Source organism: Citrobacter sp. CK195, from assembly GCF_030333365.1.
Classification (GTDB): Bacteria; Pseudomonadota; Gammaproteobacteria; order Enterobacterales; family Enterobacteriaceae; genus Citrobacter_B; species Citrobacter_B koseri.
Genome location: NZ_JAOWGB010000023.1, coordinates 69,722 through 89,740 on the forward strand (window position 1 = coordinate 69,722; position 20,019 = coordinate 89,740).

Here is a 20,019-nt window from a genome sequence, read left to right on the forward strand (position 1 = left end):
CGGAAAGCGAATGTAAACGTGCAGGATGACGCGTGAGAGTTCACAGGCTGGATATTCTTTTCTTCAGATGCCCAAAAAACTGATATTCTGATAGGAGTTACACGGTAACGTTGAGAGCGCAATGAAATATCAACAACTTGAAAACCTTGAAAGCGGCTGGAAATGGAAGTATCTGGTGAAGAAGCACCGCGAAGGGGAGTTGATTACCCGGTACGTGGAAGCCAGTGCTGCCAAAGAAGCCGTTGATTTGTTGCTAACCCTCGAAAATGAACCGGTTCGGGTAAATGCCTGGATTGAAGAGCATATGAATCCTGCGCTGTTAAACCGTATGAAGCAGACCATACGAGCACGGCGTAAACGACACTTTAATGCCGAGCATCAACATACGCGCAAGAAGTCTATCGATCTGGAGTTTATTGTCTGGCAGCGTCTGGCGGGACTCGCGCAGCGACGTGGCAAAACGCTTTCAGAAACGATTGTGCAGTTGATTGAAGATGCGGAACATAAAGAGAAATACGCCAGCAAGATGTCGACCCTGAAGCAGGATTTGCAGGCATTACTAGGGAAAGAGTAGCGGTTCGTTTCTTCTTTCTTCTGGTTCCAAACGAAAAAAACCCCGCAGCGCGGGGTTTTTTATTAGACGGGAACTTAAGCCTGCGGCTGAGTTACAACGTCTTTAACGCCTTTAACTTCGATCTCAACGCGACGATCCGGGGCCAGGCAGTCGATCAGTGCAGCGCGAGCTTTCACGTTGTCACAGGTGTTGCCAGTAACCGGGTTGGATTCGCCCATACCACGTGCGGAGATTTTGTCAGCCGGGATACCTTTGGAGATCAGGTAATCAACAACAGACTGAGCACGTTTTTCGGACAGACCCTGGTTGTAAGCGTCGGAACCGATACGGTCAGTGAAGCCCAGAACCACGACGGAACCGTCTTTCGGATCCAGGTTGCTCAGCTGGCTGTACATCTGATCCAGAGCCTGCTGGCCTTCTGGTTTCAGCGTTGCTTTGTTGAAGTTGAACAGAACGTCAGACTTCAGAGTGAAGTGCTTGGTCTGTACTTCTGGAGCCGGTGCCGGAGCTGGAGCAACCGGAGCTGCTTCTTCCTGCTGGCCGAAACGGTAGGAAACACCAACGCTCAACAGGCCGTTATCTGGACGACCGCCAACGGTGTTTGCGTCGCCGATGTTGTTAGTCCACTGGTATTCCAGACGGGTAGCGATGTCACGCGTTACAGCGTACTCTACGCCACCAGCGAATACTGGGGAAACACCGGTATCGTGATCTTTGAAGCCAGTGTTGTTCTGAGCGTCTGCGCGCCAAACCATACCACCCAGACGGGTGTAGACATCCAGATCGTCAGTGATCGGATAACCCAGTTTAGCAGTCAGCTGAACGCCCTGAGCTTTGAATGCACCGTTTTGAGTGTTGCCTTTGTATGGCATACGACCTAACCAGTCGTAACCCATTTCAAAACCAACGTACGGGTTTACCTGATAACCACCGAACGCACCGGCACCCAGTTGGCTTTCATGGGTCGGGCCGTTGTTGTCGATCTGGTTGTTGCCAACATCATGGAACTGAGACCAGCCCAGTTTGGCACCAGTGTACCAGGTGTTATCTTTCGGAGCGGCCTGCGCTACGGTAGCGAAACCAGCCAGTGCCACTGCAATCGCGATAGCTGTCTTTTTCATTTTTTGCGCCTCGTTATCATCCAAAATACGCCATGAATATCTCCAACGAGATAACACGGTTAAATCCTTCACCGGGGGATCAGCTCAATAGTTACTCTACCGATATCTGCGGCTTATGCCGAGCACCCCTGGCGATGTAAAGTCTACAACGTAGTTGAAAACTTACAAGTGTGAACTCCGTCAGGCATATGAAAAAAAAAGGCTTGTATACATAATATTTAACATTTCCTGCTGAGAAATCGCTCAGCGAAAATCGCGGAAACCGCTTCTGACAAGCATTCACACACAAAAAGTATTAAGCTTCAGAGCAGATGAAAGCGCAGAAAAAAAATTCCAGGATAAATCCTAATTTCACTCAATGATATAAATTTGAGTGAATTTTTAGCCCGGAATGGTGTCTCGTGGCATGAGCGTGTGCGCTCACAGGACGCATGATAAATCCCATCGCATTTCCCTCATCTGCCGCTTGCGCAAGCCGGGTGTGTTCTTCTTCGCTAAGCTCATCCGCCAGCCAACCGATAACGACGCTGTAGTTGCCCGTCCGCAATGCGCGAATCATCGACTCCAGCGTATGGCATGGAGAAAGTTGGCTAATCTGCATCACTTTTGTTAAAGGCAGCCCCGCAGATTGAACCCATTCCCGGCTCAGCTTTTGTTGCGGCGTCAGCCAGAGCTGCCAGCGTGATTGCTGACCTAATTGTTGCAGCAGCGGTAAAAGCAGTAATTGCGTCATCATGGGCTGGTCCTCGCGATAGACCACTTCGCTAATAAGCCCGGCGGTGGTGTTCTCTGAAGAGACGCGCGCAATGCTGCCCGCAGTGGAAGAGAACAACGAAGAACGATTTGCATAGCCTGAAGTGTACATAATCAATCCAGCCCTGTGAGTTACTGTATGGATATACAGTAACCCTGCCGCCAATAAAGATCAACCCTATTTTCGGAAACAGACTCGCAATTTTTATCTGTTGTCGCCGTAAAAATGAAATTCATCTTGCTCACTGAGAATAAGTTGCCTATTTTCGTCATTAACGGATCTGTTACTGCAAATCATTCTTTTACTTTATGATTTAAAAGGGATTTTATGAAATTACGTTCCTATGACAAGATCTATAAATCACAAGAATATTTAGCCTCTCTGGGCACGGTTCACTATCGTTCGCTGTTTGGTAGCTACAGCCTGACAATCGAGGATACGGTGTTTGCGATGGTGGCTGAGGGAGAGCTATACCTGCGCGCCTGTGAGCAAAGCGTCGCGTACTGCGTGAAGCATTCCCCCGTCTGGTTAACATTTATGAAACGTGGCCGTCCCGTTATGTTGAATTATTACCGGGTGGATGAAAGCTTATGGCGCGATCAACAACAGCTGGTGCTTTTATCGCAGTATTCGCTGGATGCAGCCATAAAAGAAAAACGTACCCGTTTTTCACAACGTCGATTGAAGAATCTGCCAAACGTGACGTTTCATCTGGAGAACCTTCTGCATGAGGCCGGAATTAATGATGAAAACACATTGCGGATACTCGGCGCAAAAATGTGTTGGCTGCGGCTAAGAGAGAGCAATAAGCTGCTGACGGTGAAAACTCTCTATGCGTTAGAAGGGGCAATCGTTGGCGTACATGAAGCGGCGCTCCCGGCGGTACGCCGCCAGGAGCTTGCTGAGTGGGCGCAGTCGCTTACGCCGGAGCACCAGAAGGCGACGGCGTGATTTGCCGCTGTAAACGACCAATCTCAGGCAGTAATGCAATGAGCAGGCCGACTTGTTGCACCACCAGGGGTTCTTTACTGTCTGGTTTTGGCTCCAGGTGCTGAATCCGCTCTTTCAGGCTTGCCAGCTCCTGGTGAACGCGCTGTTCATCGGCGGGTTGATGGTGAAGCGCATCATCGACATAACACACTGCATCATCCAGCAGCGCCAGGACATCCGGGTTGGTGAGCTGTTCGCGATGCGCGCCCAGAGCAGAGATATAGCTGGTAAAGGTATGATTGAGGCAGAGTAACCGGAACGCCGCCTCACGAGTTTCGGCAGTGACGTCGGGTTCGCTGGACATATTCGACACCACCGAGGCCAGCTCGGCATCACGGTTGTGGGCGTCACGGCGGGCAATGCGGTAGGCCAGCCGGTTATCCCGCCCCTGATGATACTGCTCAAGGATCGCGTCCAGGTAGCGGCAGTTCGCATCCGTGGCCCGTTGCAGGACACACGGCAGGTTACGAAAGCGCCAGTCGGGCCAGATAAAGCTGACGGCGGCCCACGCGATCGCACAGCCGATCAGCGTATCGATCACGCGCGGCAAGGCAACTTCGAAGCCTTCACCCAGCAGGTTAAAACAGAGTAGCACCAGCAGGGTGATGAACATCGTCGCATGGGCATACTGTACGTTTCGAAAAGCAAAAAACAGGACGCCGGTGATGACCAGCAGTATCAACTGGCCTTCAAGCGAGGGGACAAACCACAAGATTGGTATACCAATGGCGACGCCGACCAGCGTCCCGATGACCCTCAGCGCCAGCCGGTGCCGCGTGGCGTTATAGTTCGGCTGGCAGACGAACAGGCTGGTGAGCAGGATCCAGTAACCGTGAGTCATGCCGGTAATCTGGATCAGCGCGTAACCGACGCAGAGCACCAGCGACATACGCACCGCGTGGCGAAATAGCGCTGAATCGGGGGTGAAGTTACGGCTCAGACGTAGCCAGATATCGCTGAATCCGTGAGGACTGTCGTCGGCAAGCAGATTTTCTGATTCGCTGCGCGGCATTGCCTGCGCCTGCTCGGATTCAATCGTCGCCAGTTGCGCATCAATCGCCCGTAGATTGGACAACAAAAAGCCCAGTGTTTTGAGTAAGTCAGAGGATGCTCCAGCGGCGCGCATACGTTCAAGCGCCGCATCAATATGGGTAAACGCGCGCTCAAAGTGTGGATCATGCTGATAAGGCGTACGCAGTAATATACAGCGTGAGAGCTGCATACAGGCTTGCCCCTGCATCGACATCAGGCGCTGGAAACGGAACATCACGTCGCTGTGGCGGAAATGATCGCGCAACGTCTGATACTGAATATGCGATGAGCTTGCACGTTCGTGAATATCCTGCGCGACAAAATAGTAGTGCAGCGTGCGACGGGTTCCCCGTTGCCCCCGGTCGCCGCGTAAGCGGGTAAGAAGAGAGACTTTCGTCTGATTCAGCGTCGCCATCAGTTGTCCGTTGGCCAGCGCTAAATCATACAGCGGCGCCTGGCTTTCATCCTCGATATCCGGGTCAAACAAGCGCGACTTCAACTCCAGGTAGCGTGCCAGCTGTTCGTAGCTGCGCGCCAGATTATCCTGTAGGGGACGAATCGGGAAGAGCAGATGCCCGGTCAGCGTCAGCAGGTTGTACCATACGGCGCCAGCAAGGAGCAGAATGGGCTGTTGATACCACTGGTCGTAAAGCGAGGTGCCCAGCATCGTGTAAATAGCGATAAGCAGCGCCCCGAAAGCAATGGTGGCGTAACGCTGCCCTAAACCGCCGAGCAGAATGAATCCGCTGGTAGAGAGCGTTAATCCAATCGCGAACAGCCACGGCCAGGGAAAGAGCAGTTCCACGGAAGCGGAGGCGATAAAAAAACAGATTAATGTGATGATTAAATTGCGCAGACGCCCGGTGAGACGATCATCCAGATCTGTCAGGGCGGCGGCGACCATACCGAGCGTTAACGGTATGGTGAGTTTGACATCGCCCAGCCACCAGGGCAGGGCCGTTGTGCCGCACAGCGCGATAAAAATGCGAACGTAATACAGCCAGGTGCTATTCCAGGTATAGCGTTTGAGCAAGGGACTTAACATAAAGGCCATCAGTCCTGATTACTCAAAGCGGCGACGCGCACTGGCTTCACGCGCCGCGCGAGCTGTCTCTACGGAAACCACACGGCGTCCTACCGGCCAGAGCGCAATGGCGGCGATTTTAAAATTCGCGATGCCGACGGGAATGCCGATGATCGTAATGCATTGCGCAATGCCGGAGGCGATGTGCATCAGGCAGAGCCACCAGCCAAAGACGATCAGCCAGAAAACATTGAGTACCGTACCGCCGGTATTCAACAACGTGCTTTTCCCTGCCGGGTTCAGCTCGTCAACATGAACGGCCTCATTGCCGTAGGGAAGCAGCGAAAGTTTTGTAATCTCCCAGCATGAGCGGGTTAACGGTAATGTGAAAATGAGCACGATGCTGACGAGTGTGGCCAGCAGCCAGGCCAGAGTGGTGGCAAAACCACCCAATACAAAATTTAAAATATTCAGAACAGTACGCATAAACCCTCGGCTAACTCTGGTTTTCTGTGATTGCAGGCAATTGTAACGTTTTTTTGGGCTGGAGCACGTTTTCTCTGGCGGTTACACTGACAAGAAATACTCTTCGTCTGGATTCGCTGAGTCATGGAACTGAAAGCAACTTCTCTTGGAAAACGTCTGGCGCAACACCCGTACGATCGGGCCGTTATTCTCAATGCCGGTATTAAAGTCTCGGGCGATCGCCACGAGTATCTTATTCCATTCAATCAGTTACTGGCTATTCATTGTAAACGGGGACTGGTGTGGGGGGAGCTTGAGTTTGTCCTCCCGGATGACAAAGTGGTGCGTCTGCACGGTACTGAATGGGCAGAGACGCAGCGTTTTCATCACTACCTGGATGCGCACTGGCAGCGCTGGAGCCAGGAGATGAGCGAGGTGGCGGCCCGGGTTTTACAGGAACAACGGGATCTTATTGCCGAGCGAACCGGAGAAAAACGGTGGTTAACGCGCGAGCAAACGTCAGGATTACAGCAACACATTCGCCGCGCTTTTGCTGCATTACCGCTGCCGGTTAATCGCCTGGAGGAGTTTGAGAACTGCCGCGATGCCTGGCGTAGCTGTCTGGCATGGTTGAACGATATCGAGGGATGCCGCCAGCAGCATAATCAGGCCTATACCGAGGTGATGCTGACGGAATATGCCGACTTCTTCCAGAACATTGAGTCCTCGCCGCTGAATCCGGCGCAGGCCAGAGCCGTGGTCAATGGTGAACATTCTTTGCTGGTGCTTGCGGGAGCCGGGAGCGGTAAGACGTCTGTGCTGGTCGCGCGCGCAGGCTGGCTGTTAGCCAGGGGAGAAGCGGCGGCTGAGCAAATTCTGCTGCTGGCCTTTGGCCGCAAGGCCGCAGAAGAGATGGACGAACGCATTCGTGAAAGATTGCATACGGACGCGATCGCCGCCCGTACGTTCCACGCCCTGGCGCTGCATATCATTCAGCAGGGGAGTAAGAAAGTCCCGACCATCAGCAAACTGGAAAACGACGCTGCCGCGAGACATAAACTGTTTATCAAAACCTGGCGTCAGCAGTGCAGCGAGAAAAAAGCGCAGGCGAAAGGGTGGCGGCAGTGGCTGGAAGAGGAAATGCAATGGCCGCTGCCTGAGGGCAATTTCTGGGATGATGAAAAGCTACAGCGCCGTCTGGCCTCCCGGCTGGACCGTTGGGTGAGCCTGATGCGAATGCATGGCGGCGCTCAGTCTGAGATGATCGCCAGTGCGCCTGAGGAGATTCGCGATCTGTTCAGTAAGCGCATCAAATTGATGGCGCCGTTGCTGAAAGCGTGGAAAGGCGCGCTGAAAGAGGAGAACGCCGTCGATTTCTCCGGGCTTATCCACCAGGCGATCGTTATCCTGGAAAAGGGGCGTTTTATCAGTCCCTGGAAACATATTCTGGTGGACGAATTTCAGGATATCTCCCCGCAGCGTGCGGCATTGCTGGCGGCGCTGCGCAAACAAAATTCGCATACCACGCTGTTTGCCGTTGGCGATGACTGGCAGGCGATTTACCGTTTCAGCGGGGCGCAGCTCTCTTTAACGACCGCGTTTCATCACACTTTTGGTGAGGGCGATCGCTGTGACCTCGACACAACCTACCGTTTTAACGGGCGCATTGGCGAAATCGCCAATCGTTTTATCCAACAAAATCCGCATCAGCTCAAAAAGCCGCTTAACAGTCTGACGGCGGGCGATAAGAAAGCGGTAACGTTACTGGATGAAAACCAGCTGGATGCCTTGCTGGATAAGCTTTCAGGATATGCGAAAGAGGATGAGCGCATTCTGGTACTGGCGCGCTACCATCATCTGAAGCCAGCCAGTCTTGAAAAAGCGGCGACCCGCTGGCCTAAGCTGCAACTGGATTTTATGACCATCCATGCCAGTAAAGGCCAGCAGGCTGACTATGTGATTATTGTCGGGTTACAGGAAGGCAGTGATGGTTTCCCGGCGCCTGCGCGCGAGTCGATTATGGAAGAAGCATTATTGCCGCAGGTGGAGGACTTCCCGGATGCGGAAGAGCGGCGACTGCTGTATGTGGCGCTGACGCGCGCCCGGCATCGGGTCTGGTTGTTATTTAACAAAGAGAATCCGTCGCGCTTTGTGGACGATCTTAAGCATCTGGATGTGCCGGTGGCGAGGAAGCCTTAAGAGCAGGCGGCTTGTGCCGCCTGTGGGAGCGTTATTTCAGGCGTTCAGCCAGGTAACGTTGATAATCCGGGATCAGGATATCCACGGCATCGTTAAAATGGGGAGACTGGACAATAAAGTCAGCCGTAGACGCGTTGGTGGCGACCGGAATGTTCCACACCGTAGCCAGACGCAGGAGCGCCTTCACATCTGGATCGTGCGGAACGGCATTGAGCGGGTCCCAGAAGAAAATCAGCACATCAATCTTCCCTTCAGAGATCAGGGCGCCGACCTGCTGATCGCCGCCCATCGGGCCGCTCAGCATCGCGTTAACGTTCATACCCGTGGCGCGTTGAATTAAGTTTCCGGTTGTGCCTGTGGCATAAAGCTCGTGTTTTTCCAGCAGCGGCTGGTGGCGTTCCACCCAGCTCATTAACATCTGTTTGCAGTGGTCGTGCGCCACCAGAGCAATGTGTTTGCGCGCAGGCAAGGTGCGAGTCGTCAGTTCCATAGTTCAATTCCGTAGTTAACCTTGCTACAGAGTACTGGAAGCGCTTGACGCTGCAAGAGAAAGACGAAAAAAATGCGCGCCGACTCGTCATACTCGCCAGCGTCGACATAAAATGTCAGGAGGGCGGTTGTTTTTCCGCCCATTGCAGGAAGTTATTACGCGTTTGCGGATCGGCTTGTTTGAACCAGTATTTGAGTCGCTGCTCCGTGAGTGCCTGAGACTGCGGCGGAACGGCGTCCAGCTCAGAGATCCCGGAAAGCAGCGTGCTGTCATCGGCCATCATCGTGGCGAACTGCGGCAAGGAGGCGCGTTTATCGGCTTTGTTGTAGCGCTCGGTTTCGGTTTCGTAATCAATGATTTTGGCGGTCGAGGTGATTGCCAGAATATCCAGTTTGACCGGAATCGGCATTGCGTCGCCGTCCAGCAGTTCCAGACGCGGCGTGGTGGAAAAATGCGCGGCTTCTCGTTCGGTTTCCAGATGCGGAAGATGAAAATTGACCTGGCTGATGAGTTGCGTGTTAAAGCTGATCACCAGCGGGGGAGAAATGTAGAGTCGTTCCTCGTGGCTGGACAGGCGAATGGTTTTCTCAACGCGAAACACAAGCTGATGCGGGCCATTGTCCAGTTCGATGCTGTCCGCGCCGCGCAGCAATGAACTGGAGACTTTTTTGCCGTCTAACACTAAAAGGTCAATGTCATTTGAAAGACGAAGGGTCGTGGCAAAGGCGGTTACCGGCAAATACAGAACGAATAACATGGTTATAATGCCGGTTTTCATAGGGTTCTCCTGTCCAAAAACCGCCCGGTTAATAATGTATCAAAATTTTTCGCTAATCATGTTTACTAACATATAGACATATTTTTAGCTTTTGCTCTCATACGTCCGTATGGGATGAATGGTTGCAATGTCAGGTTTGTCGTACACTTTGCAAAACAGCCTGGAGAAAGATGATGAAAGAGACCGATATCGCTGGCATTTTGACGTCCACGCGTACCATCGCGCTGGTGGGGGCAAGTGATAAGCCCGAGCGCCCAAGTTACCGTGTGATGAAATATTTACTCGACCAGGGCTACCACGTTATTCCTGTCTCGCCGAAGGTGGCCGGAACCACGTTGTTGGGGCAGAAAGGCTATGCGAAGCTGACGGACATACCGGAAAGGGTCGATATGGTTGATGTCTTCCGTAATTCAGAAGCCGCATGGGGCGTCGCGCAGGAAGCTATCGCCATTGGCGCGAGGACCTTATGGATGCAACTGGGCGTAATTAATGAGCAGGCCGCCGTGCTGGCGCGAAATGCGGGATTGAACGTCGTGATGGATCGCTGTCCGGCAATAGAGATTCCGCGTTTAGGGCTGGCGAAATAAGGGCTCAGACATAGCGTGTAAGCCCGATAAGCGTCGCGCTATCGGGCATTTTACGTTGAATCAGTTGCGCAGACGCGGCGCTTGCAGCTGTTTGCGAATAGTGCGCGCCAGTTCATCCATCGAGGGTTGCTCGGGATGCTCATCTTGCGTTTCACTGCTTAACTGGGCTTCAGCCAGATAGGTATGTACAGGCTGGCCTTCATCATCTTCCATCACCACGTGATACCAGGGAGCGGCGCGAAGTTCGTCGTTAACCGCCAGCTCATCAGGTGACGGTTCATCAAGCGAATATTCCGGGTCGATATCCACGACCACTCCGAGGTAACCTAACAGGGAATGGCGGACCTGCTGGCCGATACCGAATTTGCTGGCAATCATAGTCACCTCCCGGGAAATAGATACTCTCAATATGAGGGTAACATTCCACTTTTCAAGTTACATGACGCGACAGGCAAACCCTTTCAGATACAGCCCTTCCGGGTAGGTAGCGATCACCGGATGATCGGCAGCCTGACGGAACTGCTCTATAAATTGTACATCACGACCGGCATCTATTGCGGCATCTGCAATGATTTTCTGAAATAAATCTGTGGTCATCAGGCCGGAACAGGAGAACGTCAACAGCACGCCGCCCGGATTCAACAACTGGATAGCCAGCATGTTGATATCTTTATAGCCGCGACAGGCCCCCATCAGCTGGCTTTTATTTTCGACGAACTTCGGTGGGTCCATCACGATGACGTCGAATTTCTCTCCACGATCGCGATAGGTGCGCAGCAGTTTGAACACATCGTCACGCACAAACTCGGCTTTGCTCAGATCCAGTTTGTTCAGCTCAACGTTTTGCTTCGCGATATCCAGCGCTTCCTGCGATGTATCAACGCTCACCACCTGACGGCAACCGCCCATCAGTGCCGACACGGCAAAACCGCCGGTATAGGAGAAGCAGTTCAGCACGCGCTGGTTTTCCACATAGCGACGCGTCGCCAGGCGGCTGTCACGCTGATCGAGGTAATAGCCTGTCTTATGACCCCCCTGAATATCCACCAGCAGCTTCATGCCATGCTCTTCAATGGGCAGCAGGGCCGGCGGCAGTTCGCCGGTGACGGACCCTTGGGTGAGTTCCATCCCCTCTTTTTTACGCACGGCGACGTCGCTGCGGTCGTAGATCGCACATTCGGGATACTGCGTTTGCAATGCGCTGATCAGCGCGGCGCGTTGATATTCCGCGCCTGCGCTCAATAGTTGCAGAACCAGGAAGTTACCGAAGCGGTCGATAGTGATGCCCGGCAAGCCATCGGATTCACCGGCGATCAGACGGTAGCTGTCCAGCCCGTCTTTTTTCGCCAGCCAGTCGCGCCACTGTTGCGCCTGGTGCAGACGACGAGTGAAGAACGCAATGTCGATGGATTCCGCCTGATCGAATGTCCAGACGCGTGCACGAATTTGCGAGGCGGGAGAATAGGCGCCGCGCGCTAACCATTTACCCTGATGGTCAACAATATCGATGGTTTCACCGAGGCTGGCTTTACCTTCCATTCGGGCTACGGCACCGGAAAAGACCCACGGATGGCGACGAAGTAAAGATTTTTCGCGCCCTTTGGCTAACACTAAACGTACACTCATAATTTGCTATTCTGTCGAATCAAAGAAATGGGCGCCATTGTCCTGAGTTTTGCGAGGATTTGCAACGCGCCCCGCGATGATAAGGAGCACAACAATGTCGAAAGTTTGCATAATCGCCTGGGTACACGGTCGGGTTCAGGGCGTTGGTTTTCGCTATACCACGCAGCATGAGGCGCAGCGTCTGGGGCTGACGGGCTATGCGCGCAATCTGGATGATGGAAGCGTGGAGGTGGTGGCCTGTGGCGAAAGTGAACAGGTGGACAAACTGATGAAGTGGCTGAAGGATGGCGGGCCGCGTAGCGCCAGGGTAGACAGGGTTCTGAGTGAGCCACATCGTCCTGGCGAGGAGTTAACAGGTTTCCGTATCCGCTATTAAATACATTTTACCGGTTTAGGCAGGCCAGCAATCTTCGTTGCCTGCTTTGCCGGGCCTTTCGGAAACAGGCGATACAGGTAGCGGCTGTTGCCTTTTTCTTCGCCAAACTTATTCGCCATTGCTTTCACCAGCATGCGGATGGCCGGAGACGTATTAAACTCCAGGTAGAAATCACGCACAAAACGCACCACTTCCCAGTGTTCAGGAGAGAGGGTAATACCTTCCTTTTCAGCAATCGCGACTGCCAGAGGCTCGCTCCATTCCGCAGTCTCTTTTAAATAGCCTTCGCTATCCGTACTGATTTCTTTGCCTTCAAAGATCAACATAAATTCTTCACAGCGTTAGTCAAACTGGCGCCAGTTTACCAAAAAACAAAGCCCCGCATAAGCGGGGCCTGGTTAATGCGTTCTTATATCTTAATCGCGGCTGGCGAAGCCCAGAATGCTCAGCAGGCTGACGAAGATATTGTACAGCGAGACATACAGGCTGACCGTTGCGCGAATGTAGTTCGTCTCACCGCCACGGATGATGTTGCTGGTCTCGAACAGGATTGCCCCGGAAGAGATCAGGATAAACACCGCGCTGATGGCCAGATGCAGCGCAGGCAGTTGCAGGAAGATATTCGCAACCATGCCAATCAGCACCACAACGATACCCGCCATCAGCATACCGCCCAGGAAGGACATATCTTTACGCGTTGTCAGGACATAAGCGGAGCAGCAGAAGAAGACCAGTGCCGTACCGCCCAGCGCCATGCCGATGACATCGCCCATACCCGCTGAGAGGTAGGCGTTGAGAATCGGGCCAAGAATGTAGCCCAGGAAGCCGGTAAAGGCGAACGCCGACAGGATACCGGTGGGTTTATTCGCCGTTTTATAGGTCAGGAACATCAGACCGTACATGCCTACCAGCGTCAGAATGAGACCCGGAGACGGCAGCATCAGTACCGTACTGGCGGTGGCGGTGATCGCAGAGAACGCCAGCGTCAGGCTCAGCAGGAAATAGGTATTGCGCAGCACTTTATGGGTGCTGAGTAGCGATGTGCGGTCGCGTGAAGAAGTAATAATACGATCCATGAGTCACTCTCTTATGACAGATGTAGTTAGCGAAAGAGGATAATAAAACCGCTGATAATCACACAGCGGTTTTACCCATCTTTACGCATTTGATCTCTAACAGGTTAAGCATGTTATTTCAGGCGTTGTCGCGAAACTCACCCGACATAAAACGTGACGGGGGAGAAGAGGCGGCAGTAAAGGTTGATGATGAGCGCATAATAAAAGAGGCGCAACGGAACATTTGCCGCCGGGCCTCTTTTTATGCTGAATAAATGGTCAATTTGTTGTTATTTCAGTCTATTAACAGCTTTTTGACTGTTTTTCAGGCAAACGAACACATTCGGGCTTTACACGGCGCATCGGGATGTTTATAGTGCGCCTCATTCAGGAAGTGTGGCCGAGCGGTTGAAGGCACCGGTCTTGAAAACCGGCGACCCGAAAGGGTTCCAGAGTTCGAATCTCTGCGCTTCCGCCAGATTAAACAAGGGGTTACCGAAAGGTAGCCCCTTTGTTTTTGTGTCAAAAAATATCGTATCCCGCTTCTTTCAGATCATGCCGAACCCCGGATAACAAAAGCTATCCGGGGTTTTCTTTTCCCTGGTGTGGGCGATTATTGTGCGTCGGCCAGTGTTAAAGAGGCGTCTTCCTGCTGAGTGTTCTTACGCTGTTGCTCAAGTTCCAGCGCGCCGCGATGAGAGAGATAGCAGAACAGAATGCAGCAGACGATCCCGCCCATCAGCAGATAGAAACCGCCGTGCCAGCCCATTTTATCCACCATCACGCCAAACAGGCTGGTACCTAACGAGGCGCCAAAGATGTAGCTCATAAATCCGCGTAAGCCAACGGCTGAACCTACGGCAAAGCTGGGAACAATTTCCATCGTCTGGACGGAGGCCAGAAACTGCGGGACGTAAATCAGGCAGCCAACAATCGCCGCGAAAACCGTCACCATCAGCAGAGATTCACTTTTCCAGTAACCGATCAGGCAGACGAAGATCAGCGCCATACAGATCATGGCTAACGGCATCCGACGCCCTTTGAACAGTTTGTCGGAGAGCCAGCCGGCCAGCAGGGTAGAAGGAATGGCCGCCCATTCAAAAAACAGGAAGGCGACGCTCATCTGTTCCTTGGAAAAATGTTTCACCGTCAGCAGGTAGATAGGCAACCAGCTGATCATGCCGAAGCGCACCATATAGACGAACACGTCCACAAGGGAGACATACCAGGCGTTTTTGTTACGCAGCACGTACGTGCAGAAGATCTGGAATGCGCTCATGTTCTCCGGTGCTTTTACGGCGTGTCTGGTCTTCAGCACCACTTTCTCTTCCGGCATCATCTCTTCCAGCGCAGGCAGGCCCTCCTCACGCGGCGAGCCTTTACCAAGCAGCAGTACAATCAGGGCGAAAACCACCGCCACGCAGGCCGGAACAATGTAGCTGGCGCTCTGCCAGTGTTCACTGCCGAGGATTGCAAACGCGGCACCTACGATCGGGGCGACAATCCCGCCGCCAACGTTATGCGAAATGTTCCAGAACGCCCCCACACGTCCACGCTCCCGACGCGGGAACCAGTTAGCGATAGTGATAAAAGAGGGGCCGACGCCCATCCCCTGAAACAGGCCGTTCAGGACAACCAGCGCAGCGAAGATCCAGAATGCGGTACTGAACCCCAATCCGACGTTTACGATAGCGCACAGCACCAGGCCGCAGGCCATAAAGACTTTCGGGCTGGCTTTATCTGCGAGGCTGCTCATGACGCCTTTGCTGATTCCATACGCAATGAGCATACAGCTGCTGAGCAAACCGATCTGCGTGGCGCTCAGGTCTAACTGTTCTTTCAGGTAAGGCGTGGATAATGTGAAGTTATTGCGCACAATATAGTACGCCAGATAGCCCAGAAATACGCTAAGCAGCGCCTGCATACGGTATCGACCATAAGTTGCCTGAATTTTCTCAGCAGGAACTTTATTCGCCGATGGCCCTGTTTTAAATATTGATAACATGTCGTCACCTGTATTTTATATTGGTATGAACATCAGGAGTATTCGGCATGAAGGGTGAAATAAGCGGCCATGAAACTCAAGTCGATGAAATGTGTCAAAATTGACTCAAAATGATGAATTGAAAGGTTATTTTTGACACGTTTTGAATGAGTGAAATGCGGCGTAATTAATCAGGCGCTGATTTTATGTCTGGCTTGTGCGGATATTAACAAATCCCACATTCATTATCTGGTAATCTTTACTGGTATTTTCGGATGCCAGCACGAATATTTTTACGATAGTGGTTATTCATCCGCTAATCGTCATAAACGGGTAAGTTTTGTCTCAACGCTATTTTTTCGATATCTCAATATTTATGAACGGGATCACAAACATGTTTCTTCGTCGGGGCGGGATGGTTAGCAAAACGTTCGCGTTGCTGCTGCTGACCGCGTTGTTCAGACCCTGTGCGGCGCAAAGCAATGAACTGGTGATGGCGACAACATTTTCCCCCAGCGCCACCGCGTGGATTATCCAGCGCTGGCAGACGGAGCCAGGGTCGGTGATGATCCGCACGCTCAATCGCACCAGCGCCTCGCTGGAACAGTTGCTTGATACGGCAAATGCGGAAAACGTTGATCTGATTCTGACCTCGTCGCCGATGTTGCTTCAGCATCTTCAGGAACATCAAAAACTGGCGCCGTTCAACGGTGCGCCGTCAGTCAGTCAACATCTGGTGCCGGAATCGATCCGTTCAACCTCCGTTGCTGTGGCTATATCGGGATTCGGTTTGCTGATTAATCGCTCGGCGCTGACTGCACGGCATCTGCCTTCGCCAACGGACTGGGACGACCTGACCGATCCCAGATATCAGGGGGCGCTGTTGATGAGCAGCCCATCGCGCTCGGATACCAACCACCTGATGGTGGAGGCGCTGTTGCAACAAAAAGGCTGGGCGCAGGGATGGGAAACGTTGTTGGCGAGTGCGGGAAACCTCGTGACGATTTCATCACGCAGCTTTGGCGTGGCGGATAAAATAAAAAGCGGGCTGGGCGTGGCCGGCCCGGTGATTGATAACTATGCCAATCTGTTGCTGAACGATCCTCATCTGGCCTTTACCTACTTTCCGCAGTCGGCCGTTTCGCCCACCTATGTCGCGGTACTCAAAAACAGCCAGCATGCCAGCGAAGCGCGGCGTTTTATTCGCTATCTGCTAAGCCCGGAAGGGCAGCGGATCCTCGCTGACGCCAATACGGGGAAATATCCGGTTACGCCGCTGGCGGCAGGAAACCCACGGGCAGCGCAACAGGCGGTGCTGATGAATCAACCGCCGTTAAATTATCGGCTGATCCTGAAACGTCAGCGTCTGGTTCAGCGTATGTTTGATACGGCAATCAGCTTTCGTCTCGCCCAGTTGAAAGATGCCTGGCGAGCGCTGCACACCGCGGAAGCCCGCCTTAAGCGTCCGTTGCCTGAAATACGCGCGCTGTTAACCCGTGTGCCGGTCGATCCGGCAAGCAGTGAAGATGAAGCCTGGCTGGCGCAGTTCGACAATAAGAGCTTTGCGGAGCAGCAAATGATGGAGTGGCAGATCTGGTTTCTCAACAACCAGCGTCAGGCGATCAATAAACTGGAAGAACTGAAATGAAGGGCGGGTCAATGCTGCAACGTCTGCGGCAAATCAGCATCAGCAGCAGTTTACGGGGCGCTTTCCTGATGGGCGCGCTGCTGACGCTGATAGTCAGCAGCGTCAGCCTTTATTCATGGCATGAGCAAAGCTCGCAAATACGCTATTCGCTGGATGAGTATTTTCCCCGCATCCATTCTGCTTTTCTGATTGAAGGGAATCTCAATCTGGTGGTGGATCAGTTGAATGAGTTTTTGCTGGCGCCCAACACTACGGTGCGCCTGCAACTGCGCAACCAGATTATTCAGCATCTGGATAAAATCGAGCGGCTGAGCCAGGGGCTGTCACCCGCAGAACGCCAGCAGCTGGCGGTGATTTTGCAGGACAGCCGCGCGCTGCTGGCGGAACTGGATCGCGTACTCTACAACATGTTTCTGGTACGTGAAAAGGTGGGGGAGCTGTCTGCGCGTATTGACTGGCTTCACGACGATTTCACCACCGAACTGAATTCTCTGGTGCAGGATTTCACCTGGCAGCAGGGAACGCTGCTGGATCAGATTGAAGCCCGGCAAGGCGATGCGGCGCAGTACCTGAAACGCTCCCGTGAAGTACAGAACGAGCAGCAGCAGGTCTATACGCTGGCGCGCATCGAGAATCAAATTGTTGACGACCTGCGCGACAGGCTCAATGAACTGAAGTCTGGAAATGATGATGGCATGCTGGTTGAGACGCATATCCGCTATCTCGAAAACCTGAAAAAAACGGCGGATGAAAATATTCGTGCGCTGAATGACTGGCCGAGCACGATTACCCTGCGACAAACCATTGATGAGCTGCTGGAAATTGGCATGGTGAAAAATAAAATGCCGGACACCATGCGCGACTATGTCGCCGCGCAAAAAGCGTTAGTGGATGCCAGCCGTGCCAGAGAAGCGACGCTGGGGCGCTTCAGGACGCTGCTTGAGGCCCAACTGGGCAGCAGTCACCAGCAAATGCAGATGTTTAATCAGCGTATGGAGCAGATTGTCCGCGTTAGCGGCGGGTTGATTCTGGTGGCGACGCTGCTGGCGCTGCTGCTGGCGTGGGTGTTGAACCATTATTTCATCCGTTCGCGGCTGGTGAAACGCTTTACCGCGCTGAATCAGGCGGTGGTGCAGATTGGTTTAGGGCGGACGGATGCCACGATTCCGGTGTATGGGCGGGATGAGCTGGGGCGGATTGCGGGTTTGCTTCGCCACACGCTGGGTCAGCTTAACGCGCAAAAACAGCAACTTGAGCAGGAGATTGCCGAGCGAAAAGCGATTGAGGCCGATCTGCGCGCCACCCAGGACGAGCTGATCCAGACGGCAAAACTGGCGGTGGTCGGGCAGACGATGACCACGCTGGCGCATGAGATCAACCAGCCGCTGAATGCGCTGTCGATGTATCTGTTTACGGCAGGGCGGGCGATTGAACAGGGGCAGACGGAACAGGCGCGAACGACGTTAAGCAAAGCGGAAGGGCTGATTAACCGCATTGACGCGATTATCCGCTCGCTGCGCCAGTTTACCCGTCGTGCTGAACTGGAAACGCCGCTGCATCCGGTTGATTTGCGCCAGACGTTTACGGCGGCGTGGGAACTGCTGGCGATGCGCCACAAGCCTCAGCAGGGGGCGCTCGCGATACCGGATGAAACCGTTTGGGTCAGCGGTGATGAAGTACGCATCCAGCAGGTGCTGGTGAACGTGCTGGCGAATGCGCTCGACGCCTGCCCGAACGCGGCGGCAATTACGGTGAGCTGGCAAATTCAGGGCGACACGCTGTGCGTGTTGATTGCCGACAATGGCCCCGGCTGGCCTGCGGCCTTGCTACCCTCATTACTGAAGCCGTTTACGACCAGTAAAGATGTGGGGCTGGGCATTGGGCTTTCGATTTGTGTTTCGCTGATGACGCAAATGGAAGGCGCGTTGCGCCTGGCGTCCACGTTGACGCGAAATGCCTGCGTGGTGCTGCAATTCAATGTGACGGATGTAAAAGATGTTGAGTAATGAATGTTCGATTCTGCTGATTGATGATGATGCCGATGTGCTTGATGCCTATACACAGCTGCTTGAGCAGGCGGGCTATCGCGTCTGTGTCTGCAATAATCCCTTTGATGCGCGGGAGTGGGTGCAGAAGGACTGGCCCGGTATCGTGTTGAGCGATGTCTGCATGCCTGGCTGCTCCGGCATCGATTTGATGACGCTGTTTCATCAGGATGACGAGCAACTGCCGATTCTGCTTATCACCGGGCATGGCGATGTGCCTATGGCGGTGGATGCGGTGAAAAAAGGGGCCTGGGATTTCCTGCAAAAGCCGGTAGACCCGGGCAAGTTACTCTCGCTGGTTGAGGCGGCGTTACGCCATAGGCAATCGGTGATAGCGCGTCGCCAGTACTGCCAGCAGAAATTGCAGGTTGAGCTAATTGGACGCAGCCAATGGACGCATCAGTATCGTCAGCGCTTACAGCAACTGGCAGAAACGGATATTGCGGTCTGGCTTTACGGCGAACCGGGAACCGGCCGCATGACCGGCGCGCGCTATTTGCACCAGCTGGGGCGTAACGCCGGGGGCCCTTTTATTTACTGCGAACTGACCCCTGCCAGTGCCCAAAAACTTAATGAGCTTATCGCGCAGGTTCAGGGCGGGACGCTGGTATTAAGTCACCCGGAAAATCTGACCCGCGAACAGCAGCATCAACTGGTACAGTTGCAGAGTCTGGAGCGGCGGCCTTTTCGCCTGATCGGTATCGGCAACGCTTCGCTGGTGGAACTGGCGGCCAGCAACCAGATTGTGGCGGAGCTTTATTACTGTTTCGCCATGACGCAAATCGCCTGTCAGCCCCTGTCACAGCGGCCTGATGATATCGGGCCGTTGTTCCATCACTATTTGCAGAAAGCCTGTCAGCGGCTGAATCATCCGGTGCCGGAGGTGGATAACGACCTGCTGAAGGGGATGATGCGCCGGGTGTGGCCGAACAACGTCCGTGAACTGGCGAACGCCGCCGAACTGTTTGCCGTGGGGGTATTGCCGCTCGCGGAAACGGCGAATCCACAGATGCACGTCGGTGAGCCGACGCCGCTTGACCAGCGGGTCGAAGACGTTGAACGGCAGATCATCACCGAAGCGCTGAATATCCATCAGGGGCGCATTAACGAAGTGGCAGAGTACCTGCAAATTCCCCGTAAAAAGCTCTATCTCAGAATGAAGAAATATGGCCTGAGTAAAGAGCACTATAAGTTTTAGCGCAGGTCAGGGGAGCGAGATGTGATGTGTGGGGCTATGAATCACCTGTTCCCCTGTAATTAGTTGTGATATT

General features: G+C 53.4%; 19 protein-coding genes and 1 tRNA gene. 9 read left to right on the forward strand and 11 right to left on the reverse strand.

All coding sequences use genetic code 11. The features are described 5' to 3' along the window. Positions 1-121: 121 nt before the first annotated feature. The gene (matP, locus tag OGX93_RS08715; protein WP_012132968.1) at positions 122-574 is read left to right on the forward strand and encodes a macrodomain Ter protein MatP; all 453 of its coding nucleotides are present in this window, start codon (positions 122-124) and stop codon (positions 572-574) included. 74 nt (positions 575-648) lie between these two features. On the opposite strand, the gene ompA is transcribed toward matP, so the two are convergent. Both ompA and sulA read right to left on the reverse strand, forming a co-directional pair. Further along, positions 649-1,695 carry a porin OmpA gene (gene ompA, locus OGX93_RS08720; protein WP_047463714.1) on the reverse strand — a complete coding sequence of 349 codons (1,047 nt, stop codon included), beginning with the start codon at positions 1,693-1,695 and terminating at the stop codon, positions 649-651. Between the two features lie 355 nt (positions 1,696-2,050). Next, on the reverse strand, positions 2,051-2,560 hold the full coding sequence (gene sulA, locus OGX93_RS08725) for an SOS-induced cell division inhibitor SulA (protein WP_012132966.1): 510 nt from the start codon (positions 2,558-2,560) through the stop codon (positions 2,051-2,053). A 216-nt stretch (positions 2,561-2,776) separates the two neighbouring features. Here sulA and OGX93_RS08730 point away from each other — a divergent pair, with 216 nt between their 5' ends. Next, complete coding sequence (locus OGX93_RS08730; RefSeq protein ID WP_198448288.1) at positions 2,777-3,400, forward strand: TfoX/Sxy family DNA transformation protein; 624 nt, start codon at positions 2,777-2,779, stop codon at positions 3,398-3,400. Here the strand turns inward: OGX93_RS08730 and yccS are convergent. Then, complete coding sequence (yccS, locus tag OGX93_RS08735) at positions 3,369-5,516, reverse strand: YccS family putative transporter (protein WP_112002332.1); 2,148 nt, start codon at positions 5,514-5,516, stop codon at positions 3,369-3,371. The genes OGX93_RS08730 and yccS overlap by 32 nt on opposite strands. Positions 5,517-5,534: 18 nt before the next feature. Beyond that, positions 5,535-5,981: a YccF domain-containing protein gene (locus OGX93_RS08740; protein WP_012132963.1), complete on the reverse strand. Its 447-nt coding sequence runs from the start codon at positions 5,979-5,981 to the stop codon at positions 5,535-5,537. 123 nt (positions 5,982-6,104) lie between these two features. Between OGX93_RS08740 and helD the strand changes: the two genes are divergently transcribed. Beyond that, positions 6,105-8,159 carry a DNA helicase IV gene (gene helD, locus OGX93_RS08745; RefSeq protein WP_286449300.1) on the forward strand — a complete coding sequence of 685 codons (2,055 nt, stop codon included), beginning with the start codon at positions 6,105-6,107 and terminating at the stop codon, positions 8,157-8,159. A 31-nt stretch (positions 8,160-8,190) separates the two neighbouring features. Here helD and mgsA read toward each other — a convergent pair whose 3' ends face one another. Together mgsA and OGX93_RS08755 are read right to left on the reverse strand one after the other, a co-directional pair. Beyond that, positions 8,191-8,649: a methylglyoxal synthase gene (mgsA, locus tag OGX93_RS08750; RefSeq protein ID WP_012132960.1), complete on the reverse strand. Its 459-nt coding sequence runs from the start codon at positions 8,647-8,649 to the stop codon at positions 8,191-8,193. 115 nt (positions 8,650-8,764) lie between these two features. After that, on the reverse strand, positions 8,765-9,427 hold the full coding sequence (locus OGX93_RS08755) for a DUF2057 family protein (RefSeq protein WP_012132958.1): 663 nt from the start codon (positions 9,425-9,427) through the stop codon (positions 8,765-8,767). 173 nt (positions 9,428-9,600) lie between these two features. On the opposite strand from OGX93_RS08755, the gene OGX93_RS08760 reads away from it, so the two are divergent. Further along, complete coding sequence (locus OGX93_RS08760; protein ID WP_047457710.1) at positions 9,601-10,014, forward strand: CoA-binding protein; 414 nt, start codon at positions 9,601-9,603, stop codon at positions 10,012-10,014. Positions 10,015-10,074: 60 nt separating this feature from the next. On the opposite strand, the gene hspQ is transcribed toward OGX93_RS08760, so the two are convergent. Together hspQ and rlmI are read right to left on the reverse strand one after the other, a co-directional pair. Further along, positions 10,075-10,392 carry a heat shock protein HspQ gene (hspQ, locus tag OGX93_RS08765; protein WP_012132956.1) on the reverse strand — a complete coding sequence of 106 codons (318 nt, stop codon included), beginning with the start codon at positions 10,390-10,392 and terminating at the stop codon, positions 10,075-10,077. Positions 10,393-10,449: 57 nt separating this feature from the next. Continuing rightward, complete coding sequence (gene rlmI / locus OGX93_RS08770) at positions 10,450-11,640, reverse strand: 23S rRNA (cytosine(1962)-C(5))-methyltransferase RlmI (RefSeq protein ID WP_104868824.1); 1,191 nt, start codon at positions 11,638-11,640, stop codon at positions 10,450-10,452. A 94-nt stretch (positions 11,641-11,734) separates the two neighbouring features. Between rlmI and yccX the strand changes: the two genes are divergently transcribed. Next, the gene (gene yccX, locus OGX93_RS08775) at positions 11,735-12,016 is read left to right on the forward strand and encodes an acylphosphatase (RefSeq protein WP_012132954.1); all 282 of its coding nucleotides are present in this window, start codon (positions 11,735-11,737) and stop codon (positions 12,014-12,016) included. Here the strand turns inward: yccX and tusE are convergent. Both tusE and yccA read right to left on the reverse strand, forming a co-directional pair. Beyond that, a complete protein-coding gene (tusE, locus tag OGX93_RS08780) occupies positions 12,013-12,342 on the reverse strand; it encodes a sulfurtransferase TusE (protein ID WP_012132953.1) in 330 nt (109 codons plus the stop codon). The two genes, yccX and tusE, sit on opposite strands and share 4 nt — an antisense overlap. Positions 12,343-12,432: 90 nt before the next feature. Then, on the reverse strand, positions 12,433-13,092 hold the full coding sequence (gene yccA, locus OGX93_RS08785) for an FtsH protease modulator YccA (protein WP_012132952.1): 660 nt from the start codon (positions 13,090-13,092) through the stop codon (positions 12,433-12,435). A 369-nt stretch (positions 13,093-13,461) separates the two neighbouring features. Here yccA and OGX93_RS08790 point away from each other — a divergent pair. Further along, positions 13,462-13,549: transfer RNA gene (locus tag OGX93_RS08790), tRNA-Ser, on the forward strand. Between the two features lie 135 nt (positions 13,550-13,684). On the opposite strand, the gene pgtP is transcribed toward OGX93_RS08790, so the two are convergent. Further along, positions 13,685-15,076, reverse strand: coding sequence for a phosphoglycerate transporter PgtP (pgtP, locus tag OGX93_RS08795; protein ID WP_024130464.1), 1,392 nt, complete (start codon positions 15,074-15,076; stop codon positions 13,685-13,687). A 394-nt stretch (positions 15,077-15,470) separates the two neighbouring features. Between pgtP and pgtC the strand changes: the two genes are divergently transcribed. From pgtC to pgtA, 3 genes are read left to right on the forward strand one after another with little or no spacing between them, the layout of a single operon-like run. After that, complete coding sequence (pgtC, locus tag OGX93_RS08800; RefSeq protein WP_286449131.1) at positions 15,471-16,703, forward strand: phosphoglycerate transport regulator PgtC; 1,233 nt, start codon at positions 15,471-15,473, stop codon at positions 16,701-16,703. Between the two features lie 11 nt (positions 16,704-16,714). Continuing rightward, positions 16,715-18,709, forward strand: a complete 1,995-nt coding sequence (pgtB, locus tag OGX93_RS08805; protein WP_373886590.1) for a two-component system sensor histidine kinase PgtB — start codon at positions 16,715-16,717, stop codon at positions 18,707-18,709. Beyond that, positions 18,699-19,946, forward strand: coding sequence for a two-component system response regulator PgtA (gene pgtA / locus OGX93_RS08810; RefSeq protein WP_049008883.1), 1,248 nt, complete (start codon positions 18,699-18,701; stop codon positions 19,944-19,946). The genes pgtB and pgtA overlap by 11 nt, the downstream gene beginning before the upstream one ends. Positions 19,947-20,019 lie beyond the last annotated feature (73 nt).